This window comes from Klebsiella quasivariicola, assembly GCF_002269255.1.
GTDB lineage: Bacteria > Pseudomonadota > Gammaproteobacteria > Enterobacterales > Enterobacteriaceae > Klebsiella > Klebsiella quasivariicola.
This window is the reverse complement of record NZ_CP022823.1, coordinates 807,225-821,052: the sequence shown is the minus strand read 5'-3', so window position 1 is coordinate 821,052 and position 13,828 is coordinate 807,225. Positions and strand designations below refer to the sequence as shown.

Here is a 13,828-nt window from a genome sequence, read left to right as displayed (position 1 = left end):
GAGCATGCCTTTCTGGTACACTGCCCGCTATTCACGGCAAGAATCGAGATGTTTACGCGATGAATATAGGTCTGTTTTACGGCTCCAGCACCTGCTACACCGAAATGGCCGCGGAGAAAATCCGCGATATCATCGGCCCCGAGCTGGTGACGCTGCACAATCTGAAAGATGATTCCCCCGCGCTAATGAGCCAGTACGATGTCCTGATCCTCGGCATCCCGACCTGGGATTTCGGCGAAATTCAGGAAGACTGGGAGGCGGTCTGGGACCAGCTGGATACCCTCGATCTGGCGGGCAAAATCGTTGCGCTGTACGGCATGGGCGATCAGCTGGGCTATGGCGAATGGTTCCTGGACGCGCTGGGCATGCTGCACGACAAGCTGGCGACCAAAGGCGTGAAGTTTGTCGGCTACTGGCCAACCGAAGGCTACGAGTTCACCAGCCCGAAACCGGTGATCGCCGATGGCCAACTGTTCGTTGGCCTGGCGCTGGATGAAACCAACCAGTACGACCTGAGCGACAAGCGCATCCAGAGCTGGTGCGAGCAGATCCTCGGCGAAATGGCCGAACACTTTTCCTGACGCCGCTTACTCCTGCGCCGGTTTTTGCATCACCAGCCGGCGCAGGTCGCGCCACTCTCCGGCATCCATGCTGTCCGCCGCCAGCCACAGATGCTGCCCGCGCCGGGTATCGACATGGCGCAAACGCAGTAACATTCCGCTATTGATAACCCATGGTGTGCCGAGGATCTCCCATTCAGCGTTTTGCCAGCGAAGACGGGAGTCGGTGAGCAGTTTTATCTCCCCGCGACGAGCATGGATCCGCCGCTGGCTACGCACGCAATCAAAGACCACCAGCGACAGCAGCAGCAGCCAAATCGGGGTGTAGCTTAGCGGCCAGGGAACCAGCAGCACCAGGGCCGCCACCACGCCGTGGAGCAGCAGAGAAAACCACTGTGCGCGCCAGGAGATACGGAGATCAGATTGCCACAGGACCACGTTCCCGATTCCGTGTCTGAATTAAGGTTACCATCCGCTGCAGCTCCGCATCGGCCGGTTTGCCGTGGTTCATCAGCCAGTTGAACAGATCCGGGTCGTCATTTTCCAGCAGACGAATGAACAGCTGTTTGTCAGCATCGCTGAGGGTATCGTACTCATACTCAAAGAACGGCATGATGGAGATATCGAGTTCACGCATCCCACGGCGGCATGCCCAGTGGATACGTGCTTTATTGTTAATGTCCATGTTGATCTTCCAGCAGCAAAATATAGGTTAGTTTAACCCGTTTTATGCCGTAACTTTACAGGAATATCGCTGAATGCGAGCATCATTCCATAAAAACCATAAAATAATGATGGGCTTATTACTTACCCGCCCCAGGCCGTTGCCCGACGTCAGCGCACAAATGGCCTGTTGAAAGCACTTGCAATGCACTATAGCTCTTTTACCATTGGTCACACACACTGCGTAAAGCGATTCAGGATACGACTATGGCTTTTACACCTTTTCCTCCGCGTCAGCCTTCCTCTTCCGCTCGTCTGCCGTTAACGCTGATGACCCTGGATGACTGGGCGCTGGCGACCATCAGCGGACCAGATAGCGAAAAGTATCTGCAAGGCCAGATTACCGCTGATGTGAGTCACCTCACCGATGCTCAGCATCTGCTTGCCGCGCACTGTGACGCCAAAGGCAAGATGTGGAGCAATCTGCGCGTATTTCGTCGCGACGGCGGCTTTGCATGGATTGAGCGCCGCAGCCTGCGCGACGCGCAGCTGACCGAGCTGAAAAAATATGCCGTCTTCTCCAAAGTCACTATCGCCGCCAACGACGATCTGGTTCTGCTGGGGGTTGCCGGCTTTCAGGCGCGCGCTGCGCTGGCGCCGCTGTTTTCCGCCCTGCCCGATGCCGCCACACCGGTGGTTAGCGAAGGCGCCACCAGCCTGCTGTGGTTTGAACATCCGGGCGAACGCTTCCTGCTGGTGACCGATGTCGACACCGCCAACCGCGTCACCGACGCGCTGCGCGGCGAAGCGCAGCTCAATAACAGCCAGCAGTGGCTGGCGCTGAATATTGAAGCCGGTCTGCCGGTTATCGACAGCACCAACAGCGGGCAGTTCATACCCCAGGCCACCAACCTGCAGGCGCTGGGCGGCATCAGCTTCAAGAAAGGCTGCTACACCGGCCAGGAAATGGTGGCGCGGGCGAAATTCCGCGGCGCCAATAAGCGTGCGCTGTGGACGCTGTCAGGGACCGCCAGCCGGGTGCCGGAAGCCGGGGAAGATCTGGAGCTGAAAATGGGCGATAACTGGCGCCGCACCGGTACGGTGCTTGCGGCGGTTCAGCTCGATGATGGCCAGTTGCTGGTGCAGGTGGTGATGAATAACGATATGGAGCCGGATAGCCTGTTCCGCGTGCGCGACGATGCCGGCAGCCTGCGCATTGAACCGCTGCCGTATTCGCTGGAAGAAAATTAAGGAACAGTTCCCGGCTTGCGGCGCTTGCGCCTTAGCCGGGCTACCAGGCCGCAGAGTATCGTGACCATGGTGAGCGCAGCGCCACCGCGGAATTTCCAGGCCACAGAGCATCGTCGCCATGGTAAGCGTAGCGCCACCGTGGGATTTCCAGGCCGCAGATAACCGTAGCCACGGTAAGCGCAGCGCCACCGTGGGATTTCCAGGCCGCAGAGTATCGTAGCCACGGTAAGCGTAGCGCCACCGTGGGATTTCCAGGCCGCAGAGCATCGTCGCCACGGTAAGCGTAGCGCCACCGTGGAATTTCCAGACCGCAGAGTATCGTCGCCACGGTAAGCGCAGCGCCACCGTGGGATTTCCAGGCCGCAGAGTATCGTCGCCACGGTAAGCGCAGCGCCACCGTGGGATGTTTATCAGGACTGGCCGACGTACAAATAAATAGCCAGGAAGTGACACACGCTGCCGCCGAGCACGAAGCCGTGCCAGATTGCGTGGTTATAGGGAATACGTTTGCAGACGTAGAAGATGACCCCCAGCGAGTACACTACCCCGCCGACCGCCAGCAGCGTTACCCCGCCCACCGCCAGCTTCACCGCCAGCTGATAGACCACGATAAGCGACAGCCAGCCCATCGTCAGATAGGTCACCAGCGACAAAATTTTAAAGCGGTGCGCGATGGTCAGTTTGAACAGGATCCCCAGCAGCGCCAGGCTCCAGATAACAATCATCAGCCCCTTCGCCAGCGGTGAATTGAGCCCCACCAGCAAAAACGGCGTGTAGGTTCCGGCAATCAACAGATAGATGGCACAGTGGTCGAACTTTTTCAGCCACTGTTTCGCCCGCTGATGCGGGATTGCGTGATAGAGCGTGGAGGCGAGGAACAGCATAATCATGCTGCCGCCGTACAGGCTGTAGCTGGTGATCGCCGTCGCGCCGGCATTAGTGTCCACCGCCTGCACCAGCAACAGCACGAGGCCGACGATACCGAACACCAGCCCGATCCCGTGGCTGATGCTGTTGGCAACTTCCTCTGCCAGAGAATATCCCTGAGTGATTAATGGTTTGCGAACCATATTTGACTCCGTGAAAACAAGAACGCTTTCATTGCCCACTTAGGGTAACTGAGAATGATTCCAGTGAACACCTGTTAGCTAAAATAAAAAGATGTATATTTGTAAATACTTTAAAATCATAAAGTTACATTTTTATTTCAACTCACAGCTGTTCCTGATTATCTTAAAGCATTTTGAATTCAATGACATAAAACTGGCTCTCGCCAGGATAGATGTCGCTGATGACCTGCCGCAGCTGTTCGAGAGTCATATTCTCCTGCCGGGCATGCTCTTCGGTTAGCGTGTCGAGAGTCACCGTCGAGGTGGCGGTCACGGCGATGGTGCAAAAATAGCCGTCGTCTTCATAGCGCCCAACGCGCAGGACGTCACCCGGTTTAAAATGTGATTCCGCCGCATCGCGGAGAGTGATGGTTTTGCGCCCGGCGAGGATGTCGTCCTGAAAACGCTGAAAAAAGGTAATGTCATTGGCCTGCATGATATAATTCCGTCCTGGTCTTTATGAATTGTGAGTTCGCCACTGTGAGTATGTTCTCCCACGCCGCTGTCGCCAGTCTCAATAACCTTGAGATGATGGTCTATCACTATGTCATCAAAAATCGTGACAAAGTGATGTACATGACCATTCGCGAACTGGCCGAGGCCGCCGGGGTCTCCACCACCACCGTGTTGCGCTTCTGCCGCAAACTGCAGTGCGAGGGCTACTCTGAATTTCGCGTGCGCTTTAAATTATATCTCGAGCAGAATGAGCCTCAACAGGCAAATATCGGCGCCAGCGAAATAATGAGCTTTTTTAAAAGCGTCAACAATGACGAATTTGACGAATTACTCGACCGGGCCGTCGATATTATTCTCGCCTCCGAACGTATTATTTTCGTCGGCGCCGGCACCTCCGGCGCGCTGGCGAAATATGGCGCGCGCTTCTTTTCCAACGTCGGTAAATTCAGCAACCATATTGATGATCCCTATTTTCCAGTAACCAACGATATGGCCCGTAACGCGCTGGCGATTGTGCTTTCCGTCTCCGGCGAAACCGAAGAGATCCTGCGCTTCGCCAGCCAGTTCAACCTGCACCGCTGTAAGGTGATGTCGATTACCAGCCATGAGCATTCGCGGCTGGCGAAACTGGCTGACTTCAATCTCTCCTGGCACGTGCCGCAGACGCGCATTGGCGGCGTCTACGATATTACGACGCAAATTCCGGTGATCTATATTCTCGAATCGCTCGGGCGTAAATTAGCGCGCAAAATCAGCTAAAAATAACAACCTGTTTTTTCTATGTAACATATTACGTTTAGCGGAATTTGTTATATCGTGACTTTCATTTTCGCTTTGTTAGACTCAATCGCAATAGTGATTCAGAGAGATTAGCAAAGATGAAAAAATTGACCCTTCCAAAAGACTTTTTATGGGGCGGCGCGGTCGCCGCGCATCAGGTTGAAGGCGGCTGGAATAAAGGCGGCAAAGGCCCCAGCATCTGCGATGTGTTGACCGGTGGGGCGCACGGCGTGCCGCGCGAAATCACCCACCAGGTCGAAGCGGGCAAATACTACCCGAACCACGAAGCGGTCGATTTCTACGGCCACTACAAAGAAGACATCAAACTGTTCGCTGAGATGGGCTTCAAGTGCTTCCGCACCTCTATTGCCTGGACCCGCATCTTCCCGCAGGGTGACGAAACCCAGCCGAATGAAGAGGGGCTGAAATTCTACGATGACATGTTCGATGAACTGCTGAAGTACAACATCGAGCCGGTGATCACCCTTTCCCACTTTGAAATGCCGTTGCATCTGGTCCAGCAGTACGGCGGCTGGACCAACCGCAAAGTGGTCGATTTCTTTGTGCGCTTCGCCGAAGTGGTCTTCGAGCGCTATAAGCACAAAGTGAAATACTGGATGACCTTTAACGAGATCAATAACCAGCGAAACTGGCGCGCGCCGCTGTTCGGCTACTGCTGTTCCGGCGTGGTCTATACCGAGCATGAAAACCCGGAAGAGACCATGTACCAGGTGCTGCATCATCAGTTCGTCGCCAGCGCGCTGGCGGTGAAAGCGGCGCGTCGTATCAACCCGGAAATGCAGGTCGGCTGCATGCTGGCGATGGTCGCCCTCTACCCTTACTCCTGCAAACCGGAAGATGTGATGTTCGCCCAGGAGTCGATGCGCGAGCGCTACGTCTTTACCGATGTCCAGCTGCGCGGCTACTACCCGAGCTATGTGTTGAATGAATGGGAACGCCGCGGCTTCAACATCAAGATGGAAGACGGCGACGCGCAGATCCTGCGCGAAGGCACCTGCGCCTATCTCGGCTTCAGCTACTACATGACCAACGCGGTGAAAGCCGAAGGCGGTACCGGCGATGCCATTTCCGGCTTCGAAGGCAGCGTGCCGAACCCGCACGTCAAGGCCTCCGACTGGGGCTGGCAGATTGACCCGGTCGGCCTGCGCTATTCCTTGTGTGAACTGTATGAGCGCTACCAGAAGCCGCTGTTTATCGTGGAAAACGGCTTTGGCGCCTACGACAAAGTAGAAGCCGACGGCAGCATCAACGATGACTACCGCATCGATTATCTGCGCGCCCACGTGGAAGAGATGATCAAAGCGGTCACTTATGACGGCGTCGATCTGATGGGCTATACCCCATGGGGCTGCATCGACTGCGTCTCCTTCACTACCGGCCAGTACAGCAAACGCTACGGCTTCATCTACGTCAATAAACACGACGACGGCACCGGCGATATGTCCCGCTCGCGCAAGAAGAGCTTTAACTGGTACAAAGAGGTCATCGCCAGCAACGGCGAGAATCTGTAATTGACCGCCCTCTCCCGGCCGGGAGTGGGCAAATTACTTCTCCGTCAGACACTTCTTTACAGCTTTACCATTGCTAAAACGCGTTCGCCCGATAAGATAGGCCTCGTGAATATTTGAGGCAATCATGATTAAGCGACAACGCAAAGCCATTCTTTTTGTCCTCCTGGCCTGTCTGGTGGTGCTGACCTGTACCGCTCAACGGATGGCCGGGATGCACGCGCTGGTCATGAACCTCACCGCCGACAGCCCGTCGCTACAGCAAAGCCAGGATAAGGCCGAGGCGCCGGTCACGCCGTGCGAGCTCAGCGCCAAGTCGCTGATGGCCGTTCCGCCGATGCTGTTTGAAGGGGCGCTGTTGGCTATCACTCTCCTGCTGGCGGTGCTGGCGGCGATCCCGCCGCGTATCGAGCGCCAGTGGCCTCCCCGCGTCATTTCTCCCCCCCGATTGCGGGTGCATCTACGATTATGCGTCTTCCGTGAGTGATTAATTCTCCTGACAGCTCAGGTTAATTTATTACTTACGGAGAAAATTTATGTTTATGGTATTCAGGCGACTGCTGGTCTGCCTGCTTTGGCTATGGCTGCCCGTCAGCCAGGCCGCCGATAGCGGCTGGCTGCGCGTCGCCGACAATCAACACGCCAGCGTGCGCCTGCGGGCGCAAAGCGAAAGCAATGGCGACACCCGCCTGCTTTTAGACGTAGCGCTGGAAAAGGGCTGGAAAACCTACTGGCGTTCGCCGGGCGAAGGCGGCATCGCGCCGGCCATCGCCTGGCACACGCCGCTGGAGGTGAACTGGCGCTGGCCGACGCCGCAACGCTTCGACGTCGCGGGTATTTCCACTCAGGGGTATCACGGCGACGTCAGCTTCCCGATGACCCTGCGCGGCAAAATACCGCCGACGCTTAGCGGCGTCCTGACGCTATCCACCTGCAGCAATGTCTGCATTCTCACTGACTATCCCTTTTCGCTGGATATGACGGCTCCAGCGGGGGAGCAATTTAATTACGATTTCACCCGCGCGATGGGCACGCTGCCCCTGCGCGACGGTCTCACCTCGGCGCTTAGCGCCAGCTACGTCAGCGGTAAGCTGACGGTAATCGCCCGCCGCGATGCCGGCTGGCAGCAGCCAGCACTGTTTATCGACAGCATGGAGGATGTCGATTTCGGCAAGCCGAGTTTTACCAGCCGCGGCGATACGTTGACCGCCACCGTACCGGTCACCGATAGCTGGGGCGAAGCGGCACCGGACCTGAGCGGCAAAACGCTGTCGCTGGTGCTGGCCGATAGCGGCCAGGCGCAGGAAAGCAAGATCGCCATCGCCGCCGGCAGCGCCGCGCCGGGGCTGGCGTTAGGCTGGGTGCTGCTGATGGCGCTGGCCGGCGGGCTAATCCTCAACGTCATGCCGTGCGTGCTGCCGGTGCTGGCCATGAAACTCGGCTCGCTGGTGCAAACCGAACGTCGCGAACGCGGCGCGGTGCGGCGGCAGTTCCTCGCCTCGGTATGCGGGATCGTCGTCTCCTTCCTGGCGCTGGCGCTGATGATGACCGCGCTACGCTTAGGTAATCAGGCGCTCGGCTGGGGGATCCAGTTCCAGAACCCATGGTTTATCGGCGCGATGGCGCTGGTAATGGTGCTGTTCAGCGCCAGTTTATTAGGGCTGTTCGAAATCCGTCTCTCCTCCAGCGCCAGTACCTTCCTCGCCACCCGGGGCGGCAACGGCTTAATGGGCCATTTCTGGCAGGGCGCCTTCGCCACTCTGCTGGCGACGCCCTGTACCGCGCCGTTCCTCGGTACCGCCGTTTCGGTGGCGCTGGTGGCGCCGCTGCCGCTGCTGTGGGGTATTTTCTTCGCCATGGGGATCGGCATGAGCCTGCCGTGGCTGCTTATCGTCGCCTGGCCGGGTCTGGCGCAACGTCTACCGCGCCCGGGTCGCTGGATGAATCATCTGCGGGTGGTGCTGGGGTTAATGATGCTTGGCTCAGCGCTATGGCTGGTCAGCCTGCTGACGATCCACATCGGCCGTACGCCGGTGCTTACCCTGCTGGTGATTCTGGCCATCGTTCTGCTGCTGGCCACCGCCTGGCGCTACCGCTGGCGTACGGCGCTGCGCGCGGGCGCTCTGGCCATCGTAGTGGCGGGCGCCGTCGCCTTTGTCGCCCAACAGGACGGCCAGGGCCCGCGCCGCGACCGGGTTAACTGGCAGCCGCTCAGCGAGCAGGCTATCGCTAACGCCCTGGCGGAGCATAAGCGGGTGTTTATTGATGTCACCGCCGACTGGTGCGTGACCTGTAAAGCCAATAAATACAACGTGCTGCTGCGCGATGACGTCCAGCAGGCGCTTTCAGCGCCAGATGTGGTCGCCTTACGCGGCGACTGGAGCCGCCCCTCCGCCGACATTAGTCAGTTTTTAACCGCTCGCGGCAACGCCGCGGTGCCGTTTAACCAGATTTACGGACCAGGATTGCCGCAGGGACAAATTCTGCCTGCGCTGTTAGATCGCGAACACCTTCTCGCTACCCTGTCCGCCGCTAAAGGAAAATAACATGAGAGCTATCACCGCCTTATTGCTGCTGTGCGTATCGGCCTTCAGCTTCGCCGCCCCGGAGCAAGAACCGCAATCGAACGGTAATGACCAGTTAGCCCAGCTGCTGTTTAACGATCCGAACAGCCCGCGCACCGGCGCGAAAGCGCCGAAGCTCACGATCGTCTCGTTTACCGATTACAACTGCCCTTACTGCAAACAGTTTGATCCGCTGCTGGAAAAAATCGTCCACGATAATCCGGACATCCAGCTCATCGTTAAGCTGCTGCCGTTTAAAGGGCAGAGTTCGGTGAATGCCGCTAAAGCCGCGCTCTCCACCTGGCATCAGCAGCCCGATAAGTTCTGGGCGCTGCATCAGCGGCTGATGGCGAAAAAAGGCTATCACGATGATGCCAGCATCGCCGCCGCACAGAAGAAAACCGCCACCGAAAGCGTGAATATTGATGACAAAACCATGGATTCGCTGAAAATGAACCTGATTTTGTCGCAGGTGCTGAATATTCAGGGCACCCCGGCGACCATCATCGGCGATCAGATGGTGGCCGGCGCAATCCCTGCTGATGAACTGGAGGGGCTGGTGAAAGAACAGCTGGCGAAAGCCCGTGGCCAGTAAAATCAGGCGCTGGCTGCGCGAGCTGGCGGTGTGGCTGCTGATTGGCGCGGCGGTGAGCCTGGCGGTGGATTATTTTCGCCAGCCCGCGCTGCCGCAAAACATCAGCGCCACATCGCTGCAGACACTCGACGGCAGGACGCTGGATCTGAACGCCATGAGCCAGCAAAAGCCGCTGCTGCTGTACGTCTGGGCAACCTGGTGCGGAGTTTGTCGCTATACCACGCCGTCGGTGGCATCGCTTGCCGCCGACGGCGGCAATGTGCTGACGGTGGCCCTGCGTTCCGGCGATAACGCCACGCTGGAGACGTGGTTGACCAGGAAGAAAATGGCGCTGCCGACGGTGAACGATCCGAGCGGCCAGCTGGCGCGGCAGTGGGACGTGCAGGTGACGCCAACGCTGGTGTTCATTTCTCAAGGCGAGGTGAAGTCGGTCACCACCGGCTGGACCAGCAGCTGGGGAATGCGCCTGCGGCTATGGCTGGCCTCCTGGTAGACCGTCGGGTTCCCGGATAGTGGCTACGCCTTATCCGGGCTACCCAAAGATGCGAACCCGTAGCCCGGCTGAGCGCAGCGCGAGCCGGGGAAACCTTCCCGGATAGCGCAGCGCCGCCGGGCAATAGACATCTACGGGTTATTTACCGCCCGCCAGTTCGAGGAAGCTACCCGTCACATACGACGCTTTGTCGCTCAGCAGCCAGGCAATGGCCTGAGCGACCTCTTCCGGCTGGCCGCCGCGCTGCATCGGAAGCGAACTTTTCACCCGGTCCACGCGTCCCGGTTCGCCGCCGGAGGCGTGCATCTCGGTATAAATGAGCCCCGGACGCACGCCGTTTACCCGAATCCCCTGCGCCGCCACTTCCAGCGCCAGCCCGGTGGTCAGGGTATCTACTGCCCCTTTCGACGCGGCATAATCAACGTACTCCCCCGGCGCGCCAAGGCGCGACGCCGCCGACGAAACGTTAACTATCGCCCCGCCCTTGCCGCCATGCCGATGCGACATGCGCTTTACCGCCTCGCGACAGCAAAGAAAGTATCCGGTGACGTTGGTGGCCAGCACGCGGTTAATACGCTCGGCGCTCAGGCTCTCTACCGTACATTGGGTAAACAGGATCCCGGCATTGTTGACCAACGCCGCCAGTGGTTCGCCCATGCGGTCAACCGCCTCAAACATCGCCATCACCTGCGCTTCATCGCTGATATCGGCCCGCAGCGCCGTGGCTTTGCCGCCAGATTCAACAATGGTATTGACCACTTCGGTGGCGGCGTTAATGTTGTGATGATAATTAACCGCGACGGTATACCCTTCCTGCGCCAGCAGCAGCGCCGTCGCCCGGCCTATGCCGCGGCTTGCGCCGCTAATCAGAGCTATCGCCATATCTTCCCTCCAAAAAATAAAGGCGCCGCAGCGCCTTTAAAAGTTTAGCTAATTCACCACTTACTGGTATTCGCTCATCGGGACGCAGGAGCAGAACAGGTTACGGTCGCCGTATACGTCATCCAGGCGTTTCACCGTCGGCCAGTACTTGTTGTGCAACCCAGCCGGGAATACCGCCAGCTCGCGGCTGTACGGATGGTTCCACTCGCCCACCAGCTCGCCCTGGGTGTGCGGCGCGTTCACCAGCGGGTTATCTTCCAGCGGCCATTCACCGGCTTTAACGCGATCGATTTCCGCGCGAATCGCCAGCATGGCGTCAATAAAGCGATCCAGCTCGACCTTGCTTTCCGATTCTGTCGGCTCAACCATCAGCGTCCCGGCGACCGGGAAGGACATGGTCGGCGCATGGAAACCAAAGTCGATCAGGCGTTTAGCAATATCCAGCTCGCTAATGCCGGTCTCTTCTTTCAGCGGACGAATATCGAGAATACATTCGTGCGCCACGCGACCGTCGCGGCCGGTATAGAGCACCGGGTAAGCCTCTTTCAGCCGGGTAGCGATATAGTTGGCGTTGAGAATCGCGTTCTGGCTCGCCTGCTTCAGTCCTTCCGCGCCCATCATGCGGATATACATCCAGCTGATCGGCAGAATGGACGCGCTGCCGAACGGCGCGGCGGAAACCGCGCCCTGACGGGTCAGCATGCCTTCAATCTGTACCACGCTGTGGCCCGGTACAAACGGCGCCAGGTGCGCTTTCACACCGATAGGGCCCATACCCGGGCCGCCGCCGCCGTGCGGAATGCAGAAGGTTTTATGCAGGTTGAGGTGCGAAACGTCAGCGCCGATAAAGCCCGGAGAGGTGATCCCGACCTGGGCGTTCATGTTGGCGCCGTCAAGGTAAACCTGGCCGCCGAACTGGTGCACGATCTCGCACACTTCGCGAATGGTCTCTTCATATACGCCGTGGGTCGACGGGTAGGTGACCATGATGCAGGAGAGATTCGCCCCCGCCTGCTCTGCTTTTTCACGCAGGTCAGCGAGATCGATATTGCCGTTTTTGTCGCACGCAACCACCACCACCTGCATACCCGCCATCTGCGCGGAAGCCGGGTTGGTGCCGTGCGCGGAGCTTGGGATCAGGCAGATATCGCGATGGCCTTCGTTGCGGCTTTCGTGATAGTGGCGAATCGCCAGCAGGCCAGCATACTCGCCCTGCGCGCCGGAATTCGGCTGCATACAGACGGCGTCATAGCCGGTCAGTTTAACCAGCCAGTCAGAAAGCTGGGCGATCATCTGATGATAACCTTCCGCCTGCTCGACCGGGCAGAACGGGTGCAGCTCGGCAAATTCCGGCCAGGTGATCGGGATCATTTCCGCCGCGGCGTTCAGTTTCATGGTGCAGGATCCCAGCGGGATCATCGCCTGGTTCAGCGCCAGATCTTTACGCTCCAGCGCGTGCATGTAGCGCATCATCTCGGTTTCGCTATGGTAGCGGTTAAACACCGGATGGGTGAGGATCGCATCGTCGCGCAGCATCGCCGCCGGGATCGAACGGCTATCCAGCGCCACGTCTTTATCCAGAGTATCGATATCCAGACCGTGATCGTCGCCGACGATGGCGCGGAACAGGTTCAGCACATCTTCGCGGGTGGTCGCTTCATCAAGCGTAATGCCCACCGCGCCGTGAATATCGCTACGCAGGTTAATCTGCAGCGCTTCGGCACGCGCCAGCACCGCGGCTTTATCCGCCACTTCGACGCAAAGGGTGTCGAAGTAGTGCGCATGGCGCAGCTTCAGCCCTTTCTTCTGCAGGCCGTCGGCCAGAATGTCGGTCAGGCGATGAATGCGGCCAGCGATACGTTTCAGGCCCGCCGGGCCGTGGAATACCGCGTACAGGCTGGCGATGTTGGCCAGCAGGACCTGCGAGGTACAAATGTTGGAGTTCGCTTTCTCGCGGCGGATGTGCTGCTCGCGAGTCTGCATCGCCATGCGCAGCGCGGTATTACCCGCCGCATCTTTCGATACGCCGATAATCCGGCCCGGCATGGAGCGTTTGAATTCATCTTTCGCCGCGAAGAAGGCCGCGTGCGGGCCGCCATAGCCCATCGGCACGCCGAAACGTTGGGCGGAACCGAAGACAATATCGGCGCCCTGCTTGCCCGGCGCCGTCAGCAGCACCAGCGCCATAAAGTCAGCGGCGACGCTGACAATCACTTTGCGCGCTTTCAGCTCGGCGATCAGTTTACTGTAATCGTGGATTTCACCGGTGGTGCCAACCTGCTGCAGCAGCACACCAAAGACATCCTGGTGATCGAGCACTTTGTCGGCGTCATCGACAATCACGTCGAAGCCGAAAGTTTCCGCGCGGGTGCGAACCACGTCCAGGGTTTGCGGATGGACGTCGGCGGCAACGAAGAAACGGTTGGCGTTCTTCAGTTTACTGACGCGTTTGGCCATCGCCATCGCTTCGGCGGCGGCGGTGGCTTCATCAAGCAGCGAAGCGGAAGCGATATCCAGCCCGGTCAGATCCAGCGTGACCTGCTGGAAGTTGAGCAGCGATTCCAGACGGCCCTGGGAAACTTCCGGCTGGTAAGGAGTGTAAGCGGTATACCAGCCCGGGTTTTCCAGCATGTTGCGCTGAATGACCGGCGGCAGCTGCACGGCGGTATAGCCCATGCCGATGTAAGACTTGAAGCGCTTGTTGCGACCGGCAATCGCCTTCAGCTCCGCCAGCGCGGCGAATTCGGTAGTCGCGTCGCCCACCTGCGGTGGGGTCGCCAGCTGGATATCCTGCGGCACAATCTGGCCAATCAGGGCGTTAAGCGAATCCGCGCCGACGGTCTTCAGCATCTCTTGCTGCTGCTGAGCGTCCGGGCCAATGTGGCGTTCAATAAAGGCGTCGCGGTTTTCAAGCTGACTTAAAGTCTGAGTCATGAGCGATGGTTC

14 protein-coding genes are annotated in these 13,828 nt (G+C 58.5%); 8 read left to right on the top strand and 6 right to left on the bottom strand.

Features of this window, described 5'->3' with window-relative positions; all coding sequences use genetic code 11:
* Window positions 1–59 precede the first annotated feature (59 nt).
* Complete coding sequence (gene fldB / locus B8P98_RS04170) at window positions 60–581, top strand: flavodoxin FldB (protein WP_025712489.1); 522 nt, start codon at window positions 60–62, stop codon at window positions 579–581.
* Between the two features lie 6 nt (window positions 582–587).
* Here the strand turns inward: fldB and B8P98_RS04165 are convergent, their stop codons facing one another.
* Both B8P98_RS04165 and sdhE read right to left on the bottom strand, forming a co-directional pair.
* On the bottom strand, window positions 588–998 hold the full coding sequence (locus B8P98_RS04165; protein ID WP_025712490.1) for a protein YgfX: 411 nt from the start codon (window positions 996–998) through the stop codon (window positions 588–590).
* Window positions 979–1,245: an FAD assembly factor SdhE gene (sdhE, locus tag B8P98_RS04160; RefSeq protein ID WP_002916312.1), complete on the bottom strand. Its 267-nt coding sequence runs from the start codon at window positions 1,243–1,245 to the stop codon at window positions 979–981. The genes B8P98_RS04165 and sdhE overlap by 20 nt, the downstream gene beginning before the upstream one ends.
* A gap of 245 nt (window positions 1,246–1,490) precedes the next feature.
* Here sdhE and ygfZ point away from each other — a divergent pair, with 245 nt between their 5' ends.
* Entirely contained in the window at window positions 1,491–2,474 is a 984-nt protein-coding gene (gene ygfZ, locus B8P98_RS04155) for a tRNA-modifying protein YgfZ (RefSeq protein ID WP_025712491.1), read from the top strand.
* A gap of 410 nt (window positions 2,475–2,884) precedes the next feature.
* Here ygfZ and trhA read toward each other — a convergent pair whose 3' ends face one another.
* Together trhA and yqfB are read right to left on the bottom strand one after the other, a co-directional pair.
* A complete protein-coding gene (gene trhA / locus B8P98_RS04150) occupies window positions 2,885–3,544 on the bottom strand; it encodes a PAQR family membrane homeostasis protein TrhA (RefSeq protein WP_025712492.1) in 660 nt (219 codons plus the stop codon).
* Between the two features lie 163 nt (window positions 3,545–3,707).
* Window positions 3,708–4,019, bottom strand: a complete 312-nt coding sequence (yqfB, locus tag B8P98_RS04145; RefSeq protein WP_025712493.1) for a N(4)-acetylcytidine aminohydrolase — start codon at window positions 4,017–4,019, stop codon at window positions 3,708–3,710.
* Window positions 4,020–4,069: 50 nt separating this feature from the next.
* On the opposite strand from yqfB, the gene B8P98_RS04140 reads away from it, so the two are divergent.
* The 6 genes from B8P98_RS04140 to B8P98_RS04115 all read left to right on the top strand — a co-directional run bounded on the left by B8P98_RS04140 (window position 4,070) and on the right by B8P98_RS04115 (window position 10,000).
* Complete coding sequence (locus tag B8P98_RS04140; protein ID WP_025712494.1) at window positions 4,070–4,798, top strand: MurR/RpiR family transcriptional regulator; 729 nt, start codon at window positions 4,070–4,072, stop codon at window positions 4,796–4,798.
* A gap of 119 nt (window positions 4,799–4,917) precedes the next feature.
* Window positions 4,918–6,351 (top strand): 6-phospho-beta-glucosidase BglA, encoded by a 1,434-nt coding sequence (gene bglA, locus B8P98_RS04135; protein WP_025712495.1) that lies wholly within the window; start codon window positions 4,918–4,920, stop codon window positions 6,349–6,351.
* A 124-nt stretch (window positions 6,352–6,475) separates the two neighbouring features.
* Entirely contained in the window at window positions 6,476–6,835 is a 360-nt protein-coding gene (locus B8P98_RS04130; RefSeq protein WP_025712496.1) for a hypothetical protein, read from the top strand.
* A gap of 49 nt (window positions 6,836–6,884) precedes the next feature.
* Entirely contained in the window at window positions 6,885–8,894 is a 2,010-nt protein-coding gene (locus tag B8P98_RS04125; protein WP_095032741.1) for a protein-disulfide reductase DsbD family protein, read from the top strand.
* Window position 8,895: 1 nt separating this feature from the next.
* The gene (locus tag B8P98_RS04120) at window positions 8,896–9,507 is read left to right on the top strand and encodes a DsbA family protein (protein ID WP_025712498.1); all 612 of its coding nucleotides are present in this window, start codon (window positions 8,896–8,898) and stop codon (window positions 9,505–9,507) included.
* Window positions 9,497–10,000 carry a protein disulfide oxidoreductase gene (locus tag B8P98_RS04115; protein WP_025712499.1) on the top strand — a complete coding sequence of 168 codons (504 nt, stop codon included), beginning with the start codon at window positions 9,497–9,499 and terminating at the stop codon, window positions 9,998–10,000. The genes B8P98_RS04120 and B8P98_RS04115 overlap by 11 nt, the downstream gene beginning before the upstream one ends.
* A gap of 138 nt (window positions 10,001–10,138) precedes the next feature.
* On the opposite strand, the gene B8P98_RS04110 is transcribed toward B8P98_RS04115, so the two are convergent.
* Both B8P98_RS04110 and gcvP read right to left on the bottom strand, forming a co-directional pair.
* Window positions 10,139–10,882 (bottom strand): SDR family oxidoreductase, encoded by a 744-nt coding sequence (locus B8P98_RS04110; protein ID WP_025712500.1) that lies wholly within the window; start codon window positions 10,880–10,882, stop codon window positions 10,139–10,141.
* A 60-nt stretch (window positions 10,883–10,942) separates the two neighbouring features.
* Entirely contained in the window at window positions 10,943–13,816 is a 2,874-nt protein-coding gene (gcvP, locus tag B8P98_RS04105) for an aminomethyl-transferring glycine dehydrogenase (protein ID WP_025712501.1), read from the bottom strand.
* Window positions 13,817–13,828 lie beyond the last annotated feature (12 nt).

Excerpts from the sequence above, each read along its gene's own strand:
- gcvP (WP_025712501.1), bottom strand. The coding sequence starts at position 13,816 with ATGACTCAGACTTTAAGTCAGCTTGAAAACCGCGACGCCTTTATTGAA.
- yqfB (WP_025712493.1), bottom strand. The coding sequence starts at position 4,019 with ATGCAGGCCAATGACATTACCTTTTTTCAGCGTTTTCAGGACGACATC.
- ygfZ (WP_025712491.1), top strand. The coding sequence starts at position 1,491 with ATGGCTTTTACACCTTTTCCTCCGCGTCAGCCTTCCTCTTCCGCTCGT.
- B8P98_RS04125 (WP_095032741.1), top strand. The coding sequence starts at position 6,885 with ATGTTTATGGTATTCAGGCGACTGCTGGTCTGCCTGCTTTGGCTATGG.
- B8P98_RS04130 (WP_025712496.1), top strand. The coding sequence starts at position 6,476 with ATGATTAAGCGACAACGCAAAGCCATTCTTTTTGTCCTCCTGGCCTGT.
- B8P98_RS04140 (WP_025712494.1), top strand. The coding sequence starts at position 4,070 with ATGTTCTCCCACGCCGCTGTCGCCAGTCTCAATAACCTTGAGATGATG.
- trhA (WP_025712492.1), bottom strand. The coding sequence starts at position 3,544 with ATGGTTCGCAAACCATTAATCACTCAGGGATATTCTCTGGCAGAGGAA.
- bglA (WP_025712495.1), top strand. The coding sequence starts at position 4,918 with ATGAAAAAATTGACCCTTCCAAAAGACTTTTTATGGGGCGGCGCGGTC.
- fldB (WP_025712489.1), top strand. The coding sequence starts at position 60 with ATGAATATAGGTCTGTTTTACGGCTCCAGCACCTGCTACACCGAAATG.
- B8P98_RS04120 (WP_025712498.1), top strand. The coding sequence starts at position 8,896 with ATGAGAGCTATCACCGCCTTATTGCTGCTGTGCGTATCGGCCTTCAGC.
- B8P98_RS04110 (WP_025712500.1), bottom strand. The coding sequence starts at position 10,882 with ATGGCGATAGCTCTGATTAGCGGCGCAAGCCGCGGCATAGGCCGGGCG.
- sdhE (WP_002916312.1), bottom strand. The coding sequence starts at position 1,245 with ATGGACATTAACAATAAAGCACGTATCCACTGGGCATGCCGCCGTGGG.